Raw genomic sequence first — 22,884 nt, 5'->3', positions numbered from 1 at the left:
TAATACAAATGCACTACCGGTAATTCTTAATATTTTTCATTGATAACTTTGAACTATAACCATATAATGGATTAATATTTTTTGCAGGAAAAATTAATTGTACAATTCCCATAATTATAAATATTAGACCAAATAATAAGGATAAAATAAACAAAGGGCTTTCTGTATTCATCATAAAAAAAATTAAATCATCTTAGTCTTTATCATTTTATATAAATTTAAATACTTTTCGTTAGATTCGTACTTTTAGATTTATTATTTTTGCTTCAATTATACTCAACCTTAAAATGGCTATAAAAAACACACAGGAAACACCAAAAACTCCTAAAAAACAAATCGTCAAAACAATTATAGGTATACTGTTTTTAGTAATCGGTTTATTACTATTAGCTTCGTTTATTTCTTATTTTTTTAATGGTTTTATGGATCAGAGCCAAATCTCTGATTTATTAGATAAAAGTCAAACCGCCGAAAATATTTTCGGGAAGTTTGGCGCATTATTAGGTGAAACATTCATTTTGCAAGGAATCGGAATTGTTTCATTTTTTGTCCCAGTCTTCTTTATTCTCTTAGGAGTTAAAGTTGCTACAAATTGGAAAAAAATTAAGCCTTTCACAACGCTTTATCAAAGCATTTTCTTCATGATTTGGTTGCCAATATTTTTTGGTTGTATTTTACCAACTCAACACATGTTTTCTGGCGTAATGGGATTTGAAATTAATGATTTCCTAAATAGCTTTATTGGTAAATGGGGTGTAATTTTATTGCTTTTCGTTAGTTTATTGATTTATTGTGTCATTCATTTCCGAATGACGTATCAATCTATCCAAGAAAAAATGGAAGAACGTGCGAAACAAAAAGAAATTGAGCGCATAGAAAAAGAGCAAGAAAAAATCAAGAGAGAACAGCTTGAATTAAGAAAACGTAAGGAAAAAGAAGAACAAGAAAAGATAAATAAATTCAATCAAGATGCTGAAAAGCAACAAGAAGATAGTTTATCGCAAGAATTAGAATTGATAGAACAACAAGAGAAAGAAGCAATTCAATCTCATAAAGTAAATCCAAACGAAGCATTTCATCAAGAATTTAAAATTAATCAACCAAAAGAGGAAGAAACAATCGAAGAAACTCCACTTAATATTACAGAATTAGTGGTTGAAGATTTGGCAGATGATGAGGAAGAAAATAATCAAGTAGATTTTTTATCAATTAATGATGAAGAAAATTTAGAAACAGAAATTCAACCAACTCAAAACTCTTCTGAAAATGGATTAGAATTAAAAGTTCAACACGTTGATGAAGAAGAAGAATTTGAAGCGACTTCTGCTCGATTGGTACAAGAGCAAGGTGAATACAATCAACGTTTAGATTTACCAAATTATCAATTTCCTCCTATTTCATTGTTAAAAAAATATGACAACGGAAATACCTTAATTGATCAAAAAGAATTAGAAACGAACAAAAATAGAATTGTCGAAACCTTAGGAAACTATGGAATCGGAATCGATGAAATTTCTGCAACAATCGGTCCTACAGTTACATTGTACGAAATTGTACCAAAAGCTGGTGTTCGTATTTCTAAAATCAAAAATCTTGAGGACGATATTGCCTTAAGTTTGGCTGCGCTTGGTATTCGTATTATTGCGCCGATTCCTGGAAAAGGAACAATTGGTATTGAGGTTCCAAATTCTAATCCTTCGATGGTTTCCATGCATTCGGTAATTGCTTCGCAAAAGTTCCAAAATGCTGATATGGAATTGCCAATTGCTTTCGGGAAAACAATTACGAACGAAACCTTTGTTGCCGATTTAGCAAAAATGCCTCATTTGTTGATGGCTGGTGCAACGGGACAAGGTAAATCGGTTGGTTTGAATGCAATTATCGCTTCGTTAATCTATAAAAAACATCCATCTGAATTAAAATTTGTGATGGTCGATCCAAAGAAAGTTGAGCTTACTTTATATTCTAAAATCGAGCGTCATTATTTAGCAAAATTACCAGATTCGGAAGAAGCAATTATCACAGATAATACAAAAGTAATTAACACGTTAAATTCACTTTGTATTGAAATGGATGATCGTTACGAATTATTGAAAAATGCTTTCGTTCGAAATATCAAAGAATATAACGCGAAGTTCAAACAACGTAAATTAAATCCAGAAGCTGGTCACAGATTCTTACCATATATTGTATTAATCGTGGATGAGTTTGCAGATTTGATTATGACAGCTGGTAAAGAAGTTGAATTACCGATTGCTCGTTTAGCTCAGTTGGCTCGTGCTGTTGGTATTCACTTGATTGTTGCAACTCAACGTCCGTCTGTAAATGTGATTACAGGAACAATTAAAGCCAATTTCCCAGGACGTGTCGCTTTCCGTGTAACGTCAAAAATCGATTCGAGAACGATTTTAGATTCGCAAGGAGCCGATCAATTAATTGGTAAAGGTGATATGTTGTACACCACTGGAAACGAATTAATTCGCTTACAATGTGCGTTTGTTGATACACCAGAAGTCGATAAAATCACCGAATTTATTGGTGAACAACGTGGTTATCCAGATGCAATGCATTTACCAGAATATGTTGGTGAAGAAGGTGGATCTAATTTAGATATTGATTTATCTGATCGTGATGTACTTTTTGAAGATGCTGCACGATTAATTGTAATGAATCAACAAGGTTCCGCGTCTTTATTACAACGAAAATTAAAATTAGGATATAATCGCGCCGGACGATTAATTGATCAATTGGAAGCTGCTGGAATTGTTGGTCCTTTCGAAGGAAGTAAAGCAAGACAGGTATTGATACAAGATGACATGAGTTTGGAACAGTTGTTGAATAATTTGAACTAAAATTTATTAAAAACAGATAGAAAATTAAATTGTATGAAAAAGATAATCTATTCTTTCATACTCTTATTAGTAGGGGTTGGAACATTAAACGCTCAATCAGCAAAACAAATCTTAGACAAAGTTTACGCTAAATATACCAACGCAAACTCGTATTACATCAAATTTGATTTTAGCCATAATGCAAATGGAAAATCAACAAGTCGTTCGGGAGAAGTTTTTGCAATGAAGCAAAAATTTAACTTGAATGTAGGCGATATCAACCAAATTTTCACAGGAACTAAATTATATACAATTGCAAAAGATGACAAAGAAGTAACTATTTCTGATGCATCTAACACAGATGATTTCTTAACACCAACTAAAGTTTTGAACACGTATCGTACTGATTTCAGCTACGCTTTAACAGATAAAAAAACGGTTGGAGGAAAAACAATTCAGTATATAAAATTAACTCCAACTAAAACTTCAACAATCAAATATTCGGTTTTAGGAGTCAATACAGCGAATAATGAAATCTACGATTACAAGGAATATGGTAAAAATGGTGATACAACATCAATAGTTGTAAAAGATTACGTTCAAAATTTACTTATTCACAAAAGTTACTTTAACTTTGACCAAAAGAAATATAAGTCGCAAGGCTATATGATTACTCAATTATAATCAATGTTAAAAAAACTTGACTGGTATATAATCAAGACCTTTTTAGGTCCATTTTTTTTCATATTTAGTGTTCTATTTTTCATCTTTATCGTGCAATTTGCATGGCAACAAATGGAAAAATTTGTTGGAAAAGGTTTAGAATGGTACACTATTACCGAATTACTTTTTTGGTTAGGAATTAACGTTATTCAGCTTGTATTACCGCTTACAATCCTTTTGGGGTCTATCATGACCATGGGAGGTTTTGGAGAACGATACGAATTAGCTGCAATGAAAGCGTCTGGAATTTCACTTACCAGAATACTTGCTCCATTGTTTACATTAGTTGCTTTAATGTCTGTTGGATTGTATTTTTTCGGAGACAAAGTGATGCCTTATTCCCAACAAAAAGCACGAACAATGTACTTCAATATCTTACAAACCAAGCCAACGGTAAGTATGAAAGAAGGTGTTTTTATCGAAACCGTTCCGGGATTTCAGATGAAAATTAATAAAGTTTCGGGCGAAAATTCAGAAAAATTAGAAGACGTTTTTGTGCATCAAAATGCACCTTTTGGCGAAAATACGATGACAATTATTGCGAAAAAGGGAAATCTTGCACCAGACAAAAATGACAATCATTATCTAAAAATGGAACTTTTTGATGGAATTGCTTATACCGATAACATCAAAAATAAAAACTTTGATCAACGCAAACGTCAAGAAAATCAATATACAAAATTTGATACATTAAACTATTATATTGACATTTCGGATATTTTAAATTCTGGTAAAGACGAAGACCCAGGAAACTCTTATAAATATTTGGACGGAAAAGGTTTAAGACATCTTATCGATTCATTAAACACAGATTATAAGAAGTATTATAAAGATTTGAAAACGAATATGTTTAATCAAAACTATTTCTATTCAATCAAAGTAAAAGATATTGATACGGTAAAAACAAATATGATTTTTGACTTGAAAGAGCGAAATCGTCAAGAACAAGATCAAGTGCTTAATCAAGCCGTACAAATGGTAAATCGTGATCAAGAAAATATGACGTTTTCTGAACAAGAAATTGTAAACAGAGAAAAGTTATATTCAAAAGTAAATATTCATTACCAAAGAAATTTCTCGTATGCAGTAACGTGTATTATTTTCTTTTTGATTGGATCATCATTAGGTGCAATCGTAAAAAAAGGAGGAATTGGAATGCCAGTTGTCATCTCAATTATCATTTTCGTTATTTATTTTATCCTTAATTTCTCGGCAGAAAATATGGCGAAAAACGGAAAATTAGATCCAACTTTTGCCGCTTGGGCAGCGAATATTATCGCGCTTCCTTTCTCTATTTTGTTTAGTTACAAAGCTAATCAAGATTCTGGATTATTTGACATCAGTATTTACGTTGATCCACTTGTAAAATACTTTAATAAGTTTAAGAAAACAAACAAAAACGAGGAGCATTCTCGTTATCAATAACATAAAACAATGGAAAATAGATCATCTCAATTAAACACAATTGAAGAAGCTTTAGAAGATTTAAAACAAGGAAAAGTTATCATTGTAGTTGACGATGAAGATCGTGAAAATGAAGGAGATTTCCTATGTATCGCCGAATTTGCAACGCCAGAAGTTATTAACTTTATGGTTACGCACGGACGCGGATTAGTTTGTACACCACTTACACAACAAAGATGTAAAGCATTAGGTTTGGACCTTATGGTTGGGCACAATACTGCAATTTACGAAACTAATTTTACGGTTTCTGTGGATCTACAAGGTCACGGATGTACGACAGGAATTTCGGCTTCTGATCGTTCTAAAACTATTCAAGCTTTAATTGACGAAAATACAAATCCAGATGATTTAGGAAAACCAGGACATATTTTCCCATTAATTGCAAAAGATGGTGGAGTTTTGGTTCGAATGGGACATACAGAAGCTGCTGTTGATTTGGCACGCATGGCAGGATATTATCCTGCTGGATGTATTGTCGAAATCTTGAAAGAAGATGGAGAAATGGCTCGCTTGCCAGAATTGTTAGAGATTGCAAAGAAATTTGATCTTAAAATTGTTTCGATTGAAGATTTGATTGCTTACCGATTAGAAAATGAATCCTTGGTAAAACGTATCGAGCAATTTCCTGCAAAAACAAGATTCGGAGAATATGAATTAATCGCTTATCAACAAACAACAAATAATCAAGTTCACTTCGCTTTGAAAAAAGGAAAATGGACAAAAGATGATGTAGTTCCAGTTCGTGTAAAATCGACAAATAGCTACTATGATTTGTTTAGCGCTTTACAAAACGGCGAAACACCATTGTTAGAAAAAACAATGAACATCATCAATGAAGAAGAAAAAGGTGTTGTAATTTTTATTAATAACATTCAAAGTTCTGAGTTGATTGAACAAAAATTAGAGATTTTCAAAAGTTTTTCTGAAGGAAAATCTAAATCAGGTGTTTTACCAGCCGATGAAAAAGATCACGGAATTGGCTCTCAAATCATCAAAGATTTAGGCATCCAAAAAATGAATTTGATTACACGCACTTTAGAAGAACCACATACGACGCAATACGGTTTGGAAATTGTAAAATGTACTAAATTGTAAGAAATAATTCATCACAATATACAAAAGCAGTTCTGAGAAGAGCTGCTTTTTTTTTTGAATCATTTTGTAACTTTTTGATTAAATTGACATCTCATATAAAAACACAATATGCAAAATAAAACTTTAGCTTTAATATTTTTTATTCTTACGAGTATTTCATTTGGACAAAATTCAATAGCTAATAAAATTTACACTTCTGATATAGATAATTTCTGGATAGCTTTTGATAGTATTCAAACTACAAATAATTATTCACAAAAAATAAAATTCATTAATACTTTATACATTGATAAAGGGACAAAAGGTTTAAAATCCTTTATGAAAGTAAGAGATTATAATGATACTCTTTATATTAAACTTATTGATAATTATCCTAAGTTTTGGAATTCTATTAGACCTAATACACTTACCATAAAAAATAAAACAAAAGAATTAACTAAAGCTGTAAAAAAACTAAAAAAACTATATCCTGAGCTAAAAGAAGGAGAAATGTATTTTACAATTGGTGGCTTGCGTTCAGGTGGAACTTTATATGAAAATATGGTTTTAGTTGGTTCTGAAATCGCTACAGGAATTCCAAAAACAGATGTTTCAGAATTTGAAAATGATTGGCTAAAAAATGTTTTTGCGAAGCAATCACTTGATAATATTATTTCACTAAATATTCATGAATATGTACACACACAACAAAAACCAAATGAAAACAACTCATTATTACACCATACCCTAAAAGAAGGTTCGTGCGATTTTATTACAGAGCTTGTTTTAGGAGAACCAATTGAAAAACAATATATTTTTTATGGAAAACAGCACTTCGATGATTTGAAAAAACAATTTAAAGAAGAGATGTTTATAGATGATTTTTCAAATTGGTTATACAATGGAGGACAAAAGGGTGAAGCTGCTGATCTGGGATATTTTATTGGATATGAAATATGTAAATCATATTACAATCAAGCTAAAAATAAAAAACAAGCGATAAAAGATATTATTGAACTGAATTATCAAGATGAAAAAGAAGTTGAAAATTTTCTAAGAAAATCTGGTTTTTACGAAGAAGGTTTTGATAAAGATCAATTAATAAAAGAATACGAAAAAAAACAACCTTATATCATAAAAATTGAGCCTTTCGAAAATGGTTCAACAAATATAGATTCATCTATCAAAGAATTTAAAATTATATTTTCTAAACCAATGAATCCAAAAGAATATTCAATAAGATTCTCAAAAAAAGGAAAAGAGTATAGTCCTAAGTTTACAAAAATCAATTTCTCTAATGATAACACTACATTCGTAATAACTATGGAATTAACTCCAACTAAAGAATATGAATTTGTAATTTCAAATGGTTTCAAATCAGAAGATGGCTACCCATTAAAATTAGACAACAATGAATTAATTATTAATTTTAAAACTCAATAATACAAAAAAAGCTTCTCGAAATCGAGAAGCTTTCTTATTAATAATCATCATAATATTTAATGCGCATAATGTTTACGAGAAACAAAATGCAGAATTTTTTGAACTAATTTCGTGTTTTTATAAAGATTCCAGTTCATTAATAAAACACTGAACAAAATTACTGCCAAACCGTAAATTTGCAAATGAGTTACGACATCATCTGTAAAAAAATAACTCAATGCAACGGCTACAATAGGGTTTACATACGCATAAGTAGAAACTTCCACAGCTGGTCGATATTGCAACAACCAAACGTAAGAACCAAAAGCAAGAATAGAGCCAAAAGTTGTTAAATAAGCCATTGCCAACCAATCTTCTATCGCAACATTCGCAAAATTGAAATTAGCATATTCTCCATTGAAGATTGCAACTGTATTAAACAAAACACCAGCAGTAATCATTTGCCAAGCCGTTTTGACCATGATGTTCAAATCTTCTTTTGGCTTTGTAACTTCTTTTTTCTGCTTTTCTGTTACATATTTTGAATACAAAGAACCTAACGTCCAAGCAATCGAACAAAAGATCAGAACAATCAACCCAATCATATTTAAGAACTGCTGATCTGCATCTGCGTGCACAGTGGTTGTTTGTTCATAGAATAACATCAGAACTCCAACAAAACCTAACAAAACACCTAAAATCGTAGGAATACTTGAAAAATTTTGTTTCCATTTCGGTTTATCTAAGACAATAAACCAAATTGCTGCCGATGCTGCCATAATTGCAACAATTCCACTTGGTAAAAATTGTTCGGACCAAATAATCCCAGCCATATCAATAAACAACAACATAAAACCTGTAAACATACATTGTTTCACAATTTGTTTATCCCACAGCTTGTAACCTTTCAACTTACAATATCCCATCAACATTGTGCTCGCCGCAATAAAGCGAAACGAACCCAAAATAAACGGACTAAAACCATGCAAAGCCTTATCTATAAAAAAATAAGTTGATCCCCAAACTACATAAACCACGAAATATGCTGCAATAATCAGCCACTTACTTGGTTGATTCCCTTTCATTCAATCTCTATTTTTTAAATCGTTGGTATAACGATATTTTGTTCTTCTTTTATTGTTTGTAAAACTATAGTTGTACGCGTAGAAGTGATTCCGCCAATTTTACTCAAATGTTTGCGCATCAATTCCACCAAACCTTCGTTATCAGAAGTTCTCACTTTGATTAGATAACCATCTTCTCCAGCAATATCATGAACCTCTAAAACTTCTGGAATTTCGGCAAGTTGTCTTCCTACTGTTTCATCACCGATAATATCTACGGTTTTGATAAACATATACGAAAGTAATTTTTGTCCAACTGCCACTGGATTTATTTTTGCGTGATAAGCCAAAATAACTTGCTTATTTTCAAGCTTTTTCACACGTTCTAATATTCCAGAAGGTGCCATTCCCAATTCTCTTGCGATATCTGCATTGTTAATGCGTGCATTATCTTGCATTAATCGCATGATTTTCAAATCAGTAGCATCTAAATTAAATTCTATCTTTTCCATTTCGACTGCAAAATTAAGACTATTTTGAATAATATTCAAAAAATATATTAAAATTTGTATCTTATTCTTGATATTATTTTAAACTGTAAATTAAATTCATTTTAAATTCCAAAAAAAACATCATTATTCAAAAGAAAAGGCTACTCAAAAAATGAGTAGCCTTTCTATTATTTTAAAAAATTTCGGTTAGAGAATTAGTTTCCTCCTTCTTCCATTTTCTTTTTCAATTCTGCTAATGAATCGATATCTCCTAAAGTAGAAGTTTCGATTGTGTTAGATGAATTGTTGTTATTGTTGTTAGATGATCTCTCAGCTTTAACTTCTTCCTCACGGAAAGTTGCTGTGTGAGAAACTACTACACGACGGAATTCTTTGTTGAATTCGATAACTTTGAAAGATGTTTCTTCACCTTTTTTGATACGAGATCCGTCTTCTTTCTCTAATGTACGAGCTGGAGCGAAAGCTTCAACGTCAGCATCTTCGAATTGTACTGTAGCACCTTTGTCAAATACGTCAACTGCTTTACCTGTGTGAACTGTACCTACAGCATATTTAGCTTCGTACTGATCCCATGGGTTTTCAGTTAATTGTTTGTGACCTAAAGATAAACGACGAGCTTCTACGTCTAATTCTAAAACTACTACGTCTAAGATATCATCAACTGCACAGAATTCTGATGGGTGTTTGATTTTCTTAGTCCAAGATAAGTCAGAGATGTAGATTAATCCGTCAACACCTTCTTCTAATTCTACGAATACACCGAAGTTAGTGAAGTTACGAACTTTACCTTTGTGAGTAGAACCTACTGGGTATTTAGTTGTAATATCTGTCCAAGGATCTGGAGTTAATTGTTTGATTCCTAAAGACATTTTTCTTTCTTCTCTATCTAAAGTTAAAACTACTGCTTCAACCTCATCACCTACTTTTACGAAATCTTGAGCAGAACGTAAGTGAGTAGACCATGACATTTCAGAAACGTGGATTAAACCTTCTACACCTGGAGCAACCTCAACGAATGCACCGTAGTCAGCTAAAACAACTACTTTTCCTTTAACTTTATCACCAACTTTGATATCAGCATCTAAAGCATCCCATGGATGAGCCTCTAATTGTTTAATACCTAATTGGATACGAGATTTATCTTCGTCGAAATCTAAGATAACAACGTTGATTTTTTGTCCATCTTCTAAGATTTCAGATGGGTGGTTGATACGAGACCAAGATAAGTCAGTGATGTGGATTAAACCGTCAACACCTCCTAAGTCTACGAATACACCGTAAGATGTGATGTTTTTAACTTCACCTTCTAATACTTGTCCTTTCTCTAATTGAGCAACGATTTCTTTTTTCTGAACTTCGATATCAGCCTCGATTAACGCTTTGTGAGAAACTACTACGTTTTTGAATTCTGGGTTGATTTTAACAACTTTGAACTCCATAGTTTTTCCTACGAATTGTTCGTAATCACGGATTGGTTTAACATCGATTTGAGAACCTGGTAAGAAAGCTTCAATTCCGAATACGTCAACGATCATACCTCCTTTAGTACGAGCTTTGATGTAACCGTTAACGATTTCTTGAGAATCGTGTGCTTTGTTAACAGCATCCCATGCATTTAATGTACGAGCTTTTTTGTGAGATAAAATTAATTGTCCATTTTTATCTTCACGTTGATCAACCATTACTTCAACGATATCCCCAACTTTCAAGTCTGAGTTGTAACGGAATTCGTTTAATGAAATAACACCTTCTGATTTGAAGTTGATGTCAACGATAGCTTCTTTATCTGTAATACGTACAACTTGTCCTTTGAATACTTCATTCTCATGTAAGTCTTCTAAAGTTGTATCGTACATTTGCTCTAATTCAGCTTTTTCTTTACGATCTTCTTCGTTTAATCCTGATTCGAAAGATTCCCAATCAAATGATTCTGGCGCTACGTTTGCATTAGCAGACGCGTCTAATACTGGAGTGTTTAATACAACTTCTTGTACCTCCTCTTGTTTTGTTTCTTTAGACATAATTCTAAAAATTTGTATCTCAATCTATTTTATTTTGGAATCTTCAAATGCAAATAAATGACCGAGAGATGTTTAACTTAATAATTAATTGCTTGATTCCTAAACCATTTTAGCGAGTGCAAAGATAAACAATAATATTTTAATATTTGGAATAATTTTAGATTCAACTCAAAGAAATTTAAGATTTTATAAACGAATTGCACCCTTGTTTATTCGTAACTTGTAATCGAATCTCAACTTTATGGATAGTCTAAAGAAAATAAAACGATTTTCTAAAATCGTAAAAGTCGTTTCTAAATATGGTTTTGAAGAAATTCTTTCTCGCGGAAATGATTTGTTTCATTCTGATCACGATACCGAATTTTTCAACCAATCATTCAATCAACGTTTCCGAATGGCTTTGGAAGAACTTGGTCCGACCTATATAAAATTTGGACAATTATTGAGTAATCGAAAAGATTTGGTTCCTGAATCTTTGGTTGAAGAACTAAAAAAATTACAAGATAATGTTCCGCCAGAAGAAATTGACATCAAACAAAAAATTAGAGACGAATTTGGAATAGAACCTGACGAACATTTTCTTTTTATAGAAGAACAACCTTTTGCTGCAGCAAGTATTTCGCAAGTTTATCGCGCAACTTTATTGAATGGTGAAAAAGTTGTTTTCAAAGTAAAACGATCTAATATTCAGAAAATAATTGAATCTGATTTAGCCCTGATTCGAGATATTGTTCATTTTTTGGAAAAAAAATATGAGAAACTTCAAAAATTATTCATTTCTGAAATCGAAAAATCATTTGAAAATTCAATTCTGAAAGAACTTTCATTAACCAATGAATTTCAAAATATTGAACGATTCAGGAAAAACTTTGAGAATAGTAAAGATGTTTATGTGCCAAAAACGTACGAAGATTATTCGAACAATAATTTTCTTTGCATGGAATTCATAGATGGTTTCAAGGTAAATGATGTTGAACAGTTAGATGCTTTAGGAGTTGATCCGAAAAAAATCGTACAGAAAGGTTTTGATATTTATTTGAAACAATTACTTGATGACGGTTTTTTTCATGCCGATCCACATCCCGGAAATATTTTTATTTTAAAAGATGGACGACTTGCTTTTATAGATTTTGGTTCGATGGGAATTTTAGCCATCAACGAAAAAGAGGCTTTAGAAAATGTTGTAATTGATTTTGGATTAAAAAATCCGAAACGAATTGTTCGTTCACTCAAAAAAATGGCGATTAAACATTATATCGAGAACGAAAAACAATTGGAACGTGACATTGCAGATATTTTTGATTATTTAGAATACAATACTGTCGATACAATAGAAGTTCAAATCATCATTAAGAAATTCAACAATATTCTACAGCGAAATCATGTTTTATTACCCGAATATGTTTATATTTTACTACGCGGAATTGCGCTTATAGAAGGAATTGGACAACAATTACACGCTGATCTTAATGTCCAACGCTCGATGCGTCCTTATGCCGTAAAATTGGCTCGACAAAAATTTCATCCAAAATATTTGAGTAAAAAAGCAATTGATAATTTTAAAGATATTCAGGATTTAATCAACGATTTACCAGAAGACACCTTGAAATTAATTGAAAAAGTAAACAATGATAAATTGGCTTTAAACTTTAAGATTGATCAAATAGATAATATTCAGAAATTAATAAAAGACAGTATTAATAAACTGGTTTTAGCCATTCTTACTTTAGCTTTCGGAATTGGAGCAAGTATGCTTGCTAACACTACTGTTCGTCCAATGATTTTGGACATGCCATTACTTTCTTGGATTGGATATTTACTATCAGTGTTTACAGCTTGTTGTATCATTATATTGGTTTTTAGAAAGAAATAATTAATCCTAATTTCATAAAAATAAAATAGCCACCTCAATGAGGTGGCTATTTTTGTATATTATCGTTTTAAAGAATTATTTTTTCTTTTTGATAACTTTTGTTTCAGTTACTACAGCTGTTCTAGGTAATACCTCAACACGTCTGTTTCTTTGGTAACACTCTTCAGTGTTTTCAGTACATAACAATTGAGATTTTCCTAAACCACGAGCAGTTAAACGAGCTTTATCCACTCCACCTCTTTCAACTAAAATATTAACTAACGCTTGAGCACGTTTTAAAGATAATGTTTTGTTATAAGCGTCTTTACCTCTTTGGTCAGCATGTCCGTCAATGTAGAAGCTTTTTTCTTTTAAATCATCAGAATTTAAAATTTGAGCAGCTACACGTACATCTTCGTAAGAAGAAGGAACAATTTTATCAGAGTTGTATTCGAATAAAATATTAGATAAACGTTTTGCTACGTGAACTTCTGTCCATGGACATCCATTATTTTCTTTTGGTCCTTTTACTGTTGGACAAGCATCATCTTTATCTGGAATACCATCTCCATCTGTATCTGGACAACCTTGGAATTCAGCTAAACCATATTCGTTTGGACAAGCATCATCTTTATCAAAGATTCCATCACCATCTGTATCTGGCCAAGGACATCCATTATTTTCTACTGGACCTGCAACTGTAGGACAAGCATCATCTTTATCTGGAACACCATCACCATCTGTATCTGGACAACCTTGGAATTCAGCTAAACCAAATTCTGTTGGACAAGCATCATCTTTATCAAAGATTCCATCACCATCTGTATCTGGACATCCGTTTGTAGATGGATCATTTGTAGCGATACCTGGAGTATCTGGACATGCATCTTCGTCATCAGGAATACCATCACCATCTCTATCTTGTTTTCCGAAACGGAAAGTAACACCTACTGTGTGTTGGAAGAAATCGAAATAATTGTTTCCTCCGTAAGCTGGTAACCAGTTGTAATCAGAAGCAACGTTTAAACCAAAGTTTTTAGTAAACCATAAGTTAAATCCAGCACCTAAAGAAGCTACAAAGTGATTTTTCTCTAAATCTTCAACTTCTGTTAATTGGTAAGTTTCATTTCCATCACCATTACCATAGTAAGCTGTTAATGGAAATTGTAATCCTGTGTAGTCGTATCTGTGGTAACCAGCACCTACACGGATATATGGATCAAACCAAGAATCTTCTTTTAAGATATAACCATTAGCTAACTTATAACGTAAACCTAAACCAGCATTGATGAATAATTCATCTTTGATACGTAATCTGTTGTTATCAACTTCACCTACTGAAGCAGTTAAATCAACATCAAAAGATCTGTTTAAGTTACGGATGATAGATAATTTAGATAAAGGAGGAACGATATCCCAATTATCTGTTTTGAAATACTGGTTGAATGGTCCAGTGATCGAGTTGTGATCAACTGCGTGAGCACCAACTGTAATTGCCCAAGGATTCTTAGAATTCTGAGCATCTACAAAAGAATTACCCGCTAGGAATAATACTACTGCAGATAATAATAGATTAAACTTTTTCATTATCAAATATTTAGCGTTTTAAATATATTAAATTTTACTTAATTTTTATACAATTATAAGACAAATTTAAGAATTCTTTATCATTCTATCCAAATCTCTTTTCAAATCTTTTCCTTTTATTGTGTTTCTTTTGTCAAAAAGTTTCTTCCCTTTTGCCAAATATATCTTCAATTTTGCCAACCCTTTATTGTTTATAAACAGCGTGGTTGCTACAATTGTCAATCCTGTCTCTTTCGTTTTGCGTTCCAATTTTCGCAACTCAGATTTTTGTAATAAAAGTTTTCTGTCTCGTCTCGTTTTATGATTAAAGTATGTTCCCCAATCATATTCGTCAATAAACATATTAACAATATAGAGTTCTCCATCCTTCATTTGACAAAAACTTTCGGTAATCGAAGCTTTTCCCATTCGGATAGATTTTATTTCAGTCCCAAATAATTGGATGCCGGCTTCGTAAGAATCTAATAATTCATACTCAAACCTTGCACGTTTATTCTTAATCGTAACTTCTTTCTGCACTTTATTTTATTCCAATTAAAATTTGTAACTTTGCCGGAAGGTCAAACAAACATCATACCAAAAATTATGTTAAATGTTTCTAATTTATCGCTTCAATTCGGCAAGCGTGTACTTTTCGACGAAGTTAATATAAAATTTACAAATGGCAACTGTTACGGGATAATTGGTGCTAATGGAGCAGGAAAATCTACTTTCTTAAAAATATTATCAGGTGAAATCGATCCAACTTCAGGACAAGTTAGTCTTGAAAAAGGAAAACGTATGTCTGTCTTAGAACAGAATCACTTCAAATATGACGAATATACAGTATTGGATACTGTTTTACGTGGAAATAAAGTATTATACGATATTAAAGAACGTATGGATGCTTTATATGCTAAACCAGATTTTTCTGAAGAAGATGGTATCAAAGCAGGAGAATTAGGTGTCGTTTATGAAGAAATGAACGGATGGAATGCAGAATCTGATGCTGCTACATTATTATCTAATGTAGGAATCGATTCGGATATGCATTATACGTTAATGGGAGATTTAGATAATAAAGCAAAAGTTCGTATTTTGATTGCGCAAGCTTTATTTGGAAATCCTGACGTGTTAATCTTAGATGAGCCTACCAACGAATTGGACGTTAATACAATTCAATGGTTAGAGGATTTCTTAGGTAATTTCGAGAATACTGTAATTGTTGTATCGCACGACCGTCACTTCTTAGACGCGGTTTGTACGCATATTTGTGATTTAGATTTCTCTAAATTAAACCTATATTCTGGTAACTACACATTCTGGTACGAATCTTCTCAGTTAGCTGCAAAACAACGTGCACAACAAAACAAAAAAGCAGAGGAAAAGAAAAAGGAATTACAAGATTTCATTGCTCGTTTCTCTTCTAACGTTGCTAAAGCAAAACAAACGACTTCTCGTAAAAAAATGATCGAGAAATTAAATATCGAAGATATCAAACCTTCTTCTCGTCGATATCCAGCACTTATCTGGGAACAATCGCGTGAGGCTGGTGATCAAATCTTAGAAGTAAACAATTTATCTGCTTCTGTAGATGGAGAAGTTTTATTTAAAGATGCGAACATCAACTTGAAAAAAGGTGATAAAATTGGTATTTTCTCTCGCAACTCGAAAGCGGTTTCTCAATTTTTTGAAATTCTTTCAGGAAAAGCTCAGCCAGATTCTGGAGATTTTACTTGGGGAATTACAACAACACAAGCGTATTTACCTTTAGATAATACAGATTTCTTCAAAGAAGATATCAACTTGGTTGATTGGTTACGTCAATATACAGAATCAGACGATGAACGTCACGAAGAATTTATGCGTGGTTTCTTAGGGAAAATGTTATTCTCTGGAGACGAAGCTCTTAAAAAATCTTCTGTTTTATCAGGAGGTGAAAAAATGCGTTGTATGTTCTCTCGCATGATGTTATTACGTGCAAACGTATTATTGTTAGACGAGCCAACAGGTCACTTAGACTTAGAATCGATTACAGCATTGAATAATTCTTTGGTTAATTTCAAAGGAACAATTTTAATGGGTTCTCATGACCACGAATTGATTCAAACAACTTGTAACCGTATTATCGAGTTAACTCCAAACGGAATCATCGATCGTTATATGACGTATGATGAATTCTTAGATGATCCAAAAGTAAAAGAATTAAAAGCAAAATATTACGCTTAATAATTTCTTTCACCATATTTCTAAAAATCCAGAAGGTTCTACTTTCTGGATTTTTTTATTCATAAATTATTCTATCTTTGAGTTAGAATTTTTCGCATGATTCAACTTCCTACCATATTACTTTATCTCATTATTGCATTGATTATTTTTCTAATCATTATGATTACATATTTAATCCATTCATTAAAATCTGAGAAAAAAATAAGTCATGAGCAAACGCAACGTTTAGACAATTTATCTACAAAAGTTGATGAGTTAAAATTGGAGTCATACGAAGCTAAACTGAATCCTCATTTATTCAAAAACATACTTAATTCTATTCAGTCAAATGCTTATCAAACCTATTATACGATTGATAAATTGGCAAATGTGTTGGATTATATTTTGTACGAAAGCAAAGACAATTTTGTGACGATAAAAGATGAAATAGATTTCACTAAAAACTTTATTGAAATTAATAAAGTAAAAGTTTCGCCTTTGTTTGATTTTCAAGTTAAAACGAAAATTGATGAAACTTCACCTTATTATCAAGAAAAAATTATCTTACCTTTATTAAGTATTGATTTTATTGAAAATGCTTTCAAACACACCGATTTCCAACAAGCCAATTCATTCATAAAAATTTTGCTTGAACTGAATAATAAATCATTTCAAATTCAGGTAATGAATAAAATTTCACCAAAAAATAGTTTAAAAAAAGAAACTGGCGGACATGGAAGTCAATCCTTAGAACATCGCTTGAAAATGGTTTACGACGACGATTTTTCACTTTCTAAAACTATAGAACAAGATATTTTTGTAGCCAACTTAAAAATAAATCTACATGAGTTTTACACTAAAATGCATACTAATTGACGATGAAATTCTTGGGTTAAAATACCTGAAAATGTTGTGTGAACAAATGGAAGACATAGAAGTTGTGAAAGCTTATGTTGATCCTGAATTATTCATTAACGAAATCGAAAATATCGATTTTGACTTTTGTATTTTAGATATTGAAATGCCTAAAATTAATGGTTTACAGATCGCTAATTTATTAAAAGAAAAACCGTTTATTTTTTCCACTGCTTATAAGGAATATGCTGTTGATGCTTTTGATTTAGACGCGACAGATTATATTCAAAAACCAATTAAAAAAGAACGTTTACAACAAGCTGTTGACAAAGTAAAAAAACGTTTACAAAATAATTTTTCGACACCAAATAATTTTGTACAATTAAATTCAGACAAAGGAAAAATTTTGTTGCAGTTTAATCAAATTTTGTACATTACAACTTCTAGTGTTGACAGCCGTGATAAAGTGGTTTATTATCAAGATTTATCGTTCTTAATTTTGAAAAATATCACACTCGATGCATTATCAGAAATGTTACCCGAAAAAGATTTTGTCCGCATCAATAAACGAGAAATAATTAGCTTACATCACATCAAATATTTCCACTCAGACAATGTTACTTTAGACATTTTATCGAAAGAGAATAAAGAAATCAATTTGGTATTAAGCGAAGTTTACAAAGCTAATTTTATTGCTCAAATTTCAATTTGATTACAAAAAAAATCCATTTCATTACATTTTACTCGAGTTTAAAAAATATTGATATTTTTCTGTAAATTAATTTCTGACTTTTGTTGAAAATTAACGCCATGAAAAAATCGACAAGAAATTCAATTTTTTATATCGTAACCATTCTACTTTGTTCAATCATGATGTATTTTATTGTGATAAGAGCAGAAGAAATGGAAGCAGGAAAACATGTTGTACAAGCTGCAAACGGAAGCAATTACTTCAATGATTTCATCAACAGTATTACGCATAATATTGGACATCCGCTTGCTATTTTATTAGCACAAATTGTGACCATTATATTTACCGCAAGGGTTTTTGGATGGATTTTTAATAAAATTGGACAACCAACTGTAATTGGAGAAATTATTGCAGGTATTTTCCTTGGTCCTTCTTTTATAGGAATGCATTTCCCAGAATTTTTCGGAGATCTTTTTCCAAAAGAATCGTTAGGAAACTTAGAATTTATCAGTCAGATAGGTTTGATCCTATTCATGTATGTTATCGGGATGGAATTAGACCTGAAAGTGCTAAAGAAAAATGCACAAGACGCCATAGTTATCAGTCATGCAAGTATCATTATTCCATTTACACTTGGTTTGGCTTTGGCTGGATTAATTTATATGGAATTCGCACCAGAAGGAATTAACTTTTTATCATTTGCCCTTTTTATCGGTATTTCGATGAGTATTACAGCTTTTCCCGTTTTGGCTCGTATTGTACAAGAACGCGGAATTAGTAAAACTCGCTTAGGTTCTATTGTAATTACTTGCGCTGCTGCCGACGATATCACAGCTTGGTGTTTATTAGCTGCGGTTATCGCCATCGTAAAAGCCGGTTCATTCATCAGTTCAATCTACGTGATTTTACTGGCAATTATTTACGTTATCGCAATGGTTCGTTTCGTTCGCCCTTTTCTAAAGCGCATTGCAGACGTACATTCGAGCAAAACAACGCTTACAAAACCTATCATAGGAATCTTTTTCTTGGTCTTAATTATTTCTTCATATTTAAGCGAAATCATTGGAATTCATGCATTATTTGGAGCTTTTTTAGCTGGAACAATTATGCCAGAAAATGTAAAATTCAGAAATTTATTCATCGAAAAAATAGAAGATGTTTCATTAGTTTTATTACTTCCACTATTCTTTGTTTTTACAGGTTTAAGAACGCAAATTGGATTATTAGATAGTCCACATTTATGGCAAACAGCGGGATTGATTATTTTGGTTGCTGTAACAGGAAAATTTGTTGGAAGTGCAGTCGCCGCAAAGTTTGTAGGACAAAATTGGAAAGATAGTTTGACCATCGGTGCTTTAATGAATACACGAGGTTTGATGGAATTAGTCGTGTTAAACATTGGATATGATTTAGGTGTCTTAACACCAGAAGTTTTCGCTATGATGGTGATAATGGCTTTGGTCACAACTTTTATGACAGGTCCAGCTTTAGATTTAATCAATTGGATTTTTCGAAAACAAAAGACAGAAAATGAACTTTCTGAAATTAGTCAAAGTCAGAAATATAAAATTTTAATTGATTTTCAAACACCCGAAAAAGGTGCTGAATTATTGCGAATAGCTAATAGCTTTATCAAAAAACAAGACGAAAATTCACTTGTTTCTGCAATTCATGTGATGAAAAGTAGCGAAGTGCAACATTTCAATCTTGAAGATAGAGAAGCAGAAATTTTCGAACCGATTATTGAGGTTTCCAAAGAATTACACCAAGATGTAACAACCATGTTCAAAGTGTCTACTGATATGGTTTTCGACACCGTTGATGTTGCGCAAAAAGGTGATTACGATTTGATGTTGATGGGTGTAAGAAATTCTATTTATTCGGGTTCGTTGTTGGGTAATATTTTAGGATTTACAACTAAAATTATTGATCCAGATATTTTAATTGGTCAAGTTACTGGAAAAGAAAACATGTTTGATCATTCAATTTTCAACGAAAGAACGAAACAATTATTGAACAAATCAACCGTTCCTGTTGGAATTGTTTTGGACAAAAATTTCACAAAAGCTGAGAAAGTTTTTCTTCCTCTTTTCGGAAATAAAGATGCCGATTTACTGAAATATGCACAACGTTTAATCTCGAATAGCGAATCTCAAATTATTATTGTAGACGTGAGCGGTTACACAAAACGTCATTCAGAAGTAAAAGAAATTATTCGTAGTATCGAAAATATTGCACCAAATCATATTAGTCTTTCGTACAAGCAACAATTGGATAAAGAGTTTTTGGATGAAATGGATTTGATGATGATTAGTATGGAAAGTTGGAAAAACTTAATCGAAACAAAAAGCATTTGGATTTCCAATGTACCAACAACTTTGATTATTTCTGAGTAACATTTTTTATAAGATTCATAAAGTAAAACAAAAAATCCAGCTGAAAAGCTGGATTTTTTGTTTTATATCATTCAAAATCGATTAAACATCAATTTTTGCATAGTGTGCATTTTTCTCGATAAACTCACGACGAGGCGGTACATCATCACCCATCAACATAGAGAACACGCGATCTGCTTCTGTCGCATTGTCAATCGTTACTTTACGCAACGTTCTGTGTTCTGGATTAAGTGTTGTATCCCATAATTGCTCCGCGTTCATTTCCCCAAGACCTTTATATCGTTGAATTGTAACTCCTTTACCAGAACCATCTGTAGAGAATTCTGCAGTTAAACGCTCACGATCTTTTTCGTCCCAAGCATATTCTGCTTTCGCTCCTTTTTTGATCAAATATAAAGGTGGCGTTGCAATATAAATATGTCCTTGCTCAATCAATTCTTTCATATAACGGAAGAAGAATGTCAAAATTAATGTCGCGATGTGAGAACCGTCGACATCGGCATCGGTCATAATTACAACCTTGTGGTAACGTAATTTTGAGATATTAAGTGCTTTTGAATCTTCTTCAGTTCCGATTGTTACACCTAAAGCTGTATAAATATTTTTAATCTCTTCGTTATCCAAAACTTTGTGCGCCATCGCTTTCTCTACATTCAAAATCTTACCACGCAATGGTAAAATTGCTTGAAAATGACGATCACGACCTTGTTTTGCCGTTCCTCCGGCAGAATCTCCCTCGACTAAGAATAACTCAGATTCTTCTGGTTTACGAGATGAACAATCCGCTAATTTCCCTGGCAATCCGCTTCCTCCCATTGGATTTTTGCGTTGTACCATTTCACGAGCTTTCTTCGCTGCCTGACGAGCTTTTGCTGCTAAAATTACTTTATCAACAATTTGTTTTGCTTCTGTTGGATTCTCTTCTAAGAAATTCGTTAACATTTCTGCCACAATTTTATCTACCGCAGGAGAAACCTCAGAGTTTCCTAATTTCGTTTTTGTTTGACCTTCGAATTGAGGTTCCATTACTTTTACCGAAATAACTGCTGTTAATCCTTCTCGGAAGTCATCTCCAACAATTTCAACTTTTTCTTTTGCAAGATTAAAGTTTTCTTCAGCATATTTTTTCAATGTACGTGTCAATGCACGACGAAAACCAGATAAATGCGTTCCACCTTCGTGTGTATTGATATTATTTACATACGAATGCACATTTTCGTTATACGATGTATTGTATCGCATTGCAACCTCAACTGGAATTCCATCACGTTCACCTTCCATGAAGATTACTTTGTCCATGATAGATTCGCGGCTACCGTCGATAAACTCAACAAATTCTTTTAATCCTTCTTCAGAATGAAAAGTTTCTGTTACAGGATTTCCATCAGCATCTTTTTCGCGTTCGTCAACCAATACAATATTGATTCCTTTGTTTAAGAAAGCTAACTCACGCAAACGATTTGCTAAAGTAGAATAGTTATATGTTTGTACTTCTTGGAAAATTGTATCATCTGGCGTAAAAGTAACTGTTGTACCACTTTTATCAGTCGTTCCAACTTCTTTTACATCATACAAAGGTTTCCCTTTCGAATATTCCTGAATATATTGTTTTCCGTTCTTGAAAACTTCTGCCGATAAATGGTTAGAAAGTGCATTAACACACGAAACTCCAACACCGTGCAAACCTCCAGAAACTTTGTACGTATCTTTATCAAACTTACCTCCTGCACCAATTTTCGTCATTACAACTTCTAATGCAGATTTTCCTTCTTTTTTATGTAAGTCGACAGGAATACCACGTCCGTTATCTTCTACACGAATCGAGTTTCCTTCTAAAATTGTCACCTTGATTGTATCACAGTATCCTGCTAAAGCTTCATCAATAGAGTTATCAACAACCTCGTAAACTAAGTGGTGTAATCCTCTAACTCCGACGTCACCAATGTACATCGATGGACGAAGACGTACGTGCTCCATTCCTTCTAACGCTTGGATATTATCCGCCGTATATGTGTTATTACTCATAATATGTCTCTAACTTTTTAAAACAAACAAATATAGTGAATTTTGACGAGAAAACCTCTTAAAAAGAACTTAAAGTATTGGATAAAATAACGTTTTAAACATCATTTTTTGGATTAATTCAATAATTGTTAAAATAAAAAACCGAAATCAAATTGATTTCGGTTTTGAAGTATATAATTT

16 protein-coding genes are annotated in these 22,884 nt (G+C 32.3%); 10 read left to right on the top strand and 6 right to left on the bottom strand.

Annotation, left to right across the window (positions count from 1 at the left end; translation table 11 throughout):
• Positions 1–287: 287 nt before the first annotated feature.
• The 5 genes from B3J26_RS09520 (at position 288) to B3J26_RS09500 (ending at position 7,535) form a co-directional block, all read left to right on the top strand.
• On the top strand, positions 288–2,852 hold the full coding sequence (locus tag B3J26_RS09520) for an FtsK/SpoIIIE family DNA translocase (RefSeq protein ID WP_291047234.1): 2,565 nt from the start codon (positions 288–290) through the stop codon (positions 2,850–2,852).
• Between the two features lie 33 nt (positions 2,853–2,885).
• Positions 2,886–3,515 (top strand): LolA family protein, encoded by a 630-nt coding sequence (locus tag B3J26_RS09515; protein ID WP_038332673.1) that lies wholly within the window; start codon positions 2,886–2,888, stop codon positions 3,513–3,515.
• A 3-nt stretch (positions 3,516–3,518) separates the two neighbouring features.
• Complete coding sequence (locus B3J26_RS09510; protein WP_291074294.1) at positions 3,519–4,979, top strand: LptF/LptG family permease; 1,461 nt, start codon at positions 3,519–3,521, stop codon at positions 4,977–4,979.
• A 9-nt stretch (positions 4,980–4,988) separates the two neighbouring features.
• Complete coding sequence (gene ribB / locus B3J26_RS09505; RefSeq protein WP_291047230.1) at positions 4,989–6,113, top strand: 3,4-dihydroxy-2-butanone-4-phosphate synthase; 1,125 nt, start codon at positions 4,989–4,991, stop codon at positions 6,111–6,113.
• 108 nt (positions 6,114–6,221) lie between these two features.
• Positions 6,222–7,535 carry an Ig-like domain-containing protein gene (locus B3J26_RS09500; protein WP_219034404.1) on the top strand — a complete coding sequence of 438 codons (1,314 nt, stop codon included), beginning with the start codon at positions 6,222–6,224 and terminating at the stop codon, positions 7,533–7,535.
• A gap of 56 nt (positions 7,536–7,591) precedes the next feature.
• Here the strand turns inward: B3J26_RS09500 and B3J26_RS09495 are convergent, their stop codons facing one another.
• The 3 genes from B3J26_RS09495 to rpsA form a co-directional block, all read right to left on the bottom strand.
• The gene (locus B3J26_RS09495) at positions 7,592–8,599 is read right to left on the bottom strand and encodes an EamA family transporter (protein ID WP_221854523.1); all 1,008 of its coding nucleotides are present in this window, start codon (positions 8,597–8,599) and stop codon (positions 7,592–7,594) included.
• Between the two features lie 14 nt (positions 8,600–8,613).
• The gene (locus tag B3J26_RS09490) at positions 8,614–9,090 is read right to left on the bottom strand and encodes an Lrp/AsnC family transcriptional regulator (protein WP_038332665.1); all 477 of its coding nucleotides are present in this window, start codon (positions 9,088–9,090) and stop codon (positions 8,614–8,616) included.
• 194 nt (positions 9,091–9,284) lie between these two features.
• Positions 9,285–11,111, bottom strand: coding sequence for a 30S ribosomal protein S1 (gene rpsA / locus B3J26_RS09485; RefSeq protein ID WP_115001847.1), 1,827 nt, complete (start codon positions 11,109–11,111; stop codon positions 9,285–9,287).
• A 241-nt stretch (positions 11,112–11,352) separates the two neighbouring features.
• On the opposite strand from rpsA, the gene B3J26_RS09480 reads away from it, so the two are divergent.
• Positions 11,353–12,984, top strand: a complete 1,632-nt coding sequence (locus tag B3J26_RS09480) for an ABC1 kinase family protein (protein WP_291074292.1) — start codon at positions 11,353–11,355, stop codon at positions 12,982–12,984.
• 75 nt (positions 12,985–13,059) lie between these two features.
• On the opposite strand, the gene B3J26_RS09475 is transcribed toward B3J26_RS09480, so the two are convergent.
• Both B3J26_RS09475 and smpB read right to left on the bottom strand, forming a co-directional pair.
• On the bottom strand, positions 13,060–14,550 hold the full coding sequence (locus tag B3J26_RS09475; protein ID WP_291074290.1) for an OmpA family protein: 1,491 nt from the start codon (positions 14,548–14,550) through the stop codon (positions 13,060–13,062).
• 66 nt (positions 14,551–14,616) lie between these two features.
• A complete protein-coding gene (smpB, locus tag B3J26_RS09470; RefSeq protein ID WP_038332657.1) occupies positions 14,617–15,069 on the bottom strand; it encodes an SsrA-binding protein SmpB in 453 nt (150 codons plus the stop codon).
• A 66-nt stretch (positions 15,070–15,135) separates the two neighbouring features.
• On the opposite strand from smpB, the gene B3J26_RS09465 reads away from it, so the two are divergent.
• The 4 genes from B3J26_RS09465 (at position 15,136) to B3J26_RS09450 (ending at position 20,679) form a co-directional block, all read left to right on the top strand.
• Complete coding sequence (locus B3J26_RS09465) at positions 15,136–16,758, top strand: ABC-F family ATP-binding cassette domain-containing protein (protein ID WP_038332655.1); 1,623 nt, start codon at positions 15,136–15,138, stop codon at positions 16,756–16,758.
• Positions 16,759–16,854: 96 nt separating this feature from the next.
• Positions 16,855–17,613 carry a sensor histidine kinase gene (locus B3J26_RS09460; RefSeq protein WP_038332654.1) on the top strand — a complete coding sequence of 253 codons (759 nt, stop codon included), beginning with the start codon at positions 16,855–16,857 and terminating at the stop codon, positions 17,611–17,613.
• A 31-nt stretch (positions 17,614–17,644) separates the two neighbouring features.
• Complete coding sequence (locus tag B3J26_RS09455) at positions 17,645–18,304, top strand: LytR/AlgR family response regulator transcription factor (protein WP_291074288.1); 660 nt, start codon at positions 17,645–17,647, stop codon at positions 18,302–18,304.
• A gap of 98 nt (positions 18,305–18,402) precedes the next feature.
• Positions 18,403–20,679: a cation:proton antiporter gene (locus tag B3J26_RS09450; protein ID WP_291074286.1), complete on the top strand. Its 2,277-nt coding sequence runs from the start codon at positions 18,403–18,405 to the stop codon at positions 20,677–20,679.
• A gap of 81 nt (positions 20,680–20,760) precedes the next feature.
• Here the strand turns inward: B3J26_RS09450 and gyrB are convergent, their stop codons facing one another.
• A complete protein-coding gene (gyrB, locus tag B3J26_RS09445) occupies positions 20,761–22,704 on the bottom strand; it encodes a DNA topoisomerase (ATP-hydrolyzing) subunit B (RefSeq protein ID WP_125349786.1) in 1,944 nt (647 codons plus the stop codon).
• Between the last annotated feature and the right edge of the window lie 180 nt (positions 22,705–22,884).

It is taken from the genome of Empedobacter sp. UBA5987 (assembly GCF_002429865.1).
GTDB classification, from domain to species: Bacteria; Bacteroidota; Bacteroidia; order Flavobacteriales; family Weeksellaceae; genus Empedobacter; species Empedobacter falsenii_B.
This window is presented reverse-complemented; position numbering and strand designations above follow the sequence as displayed.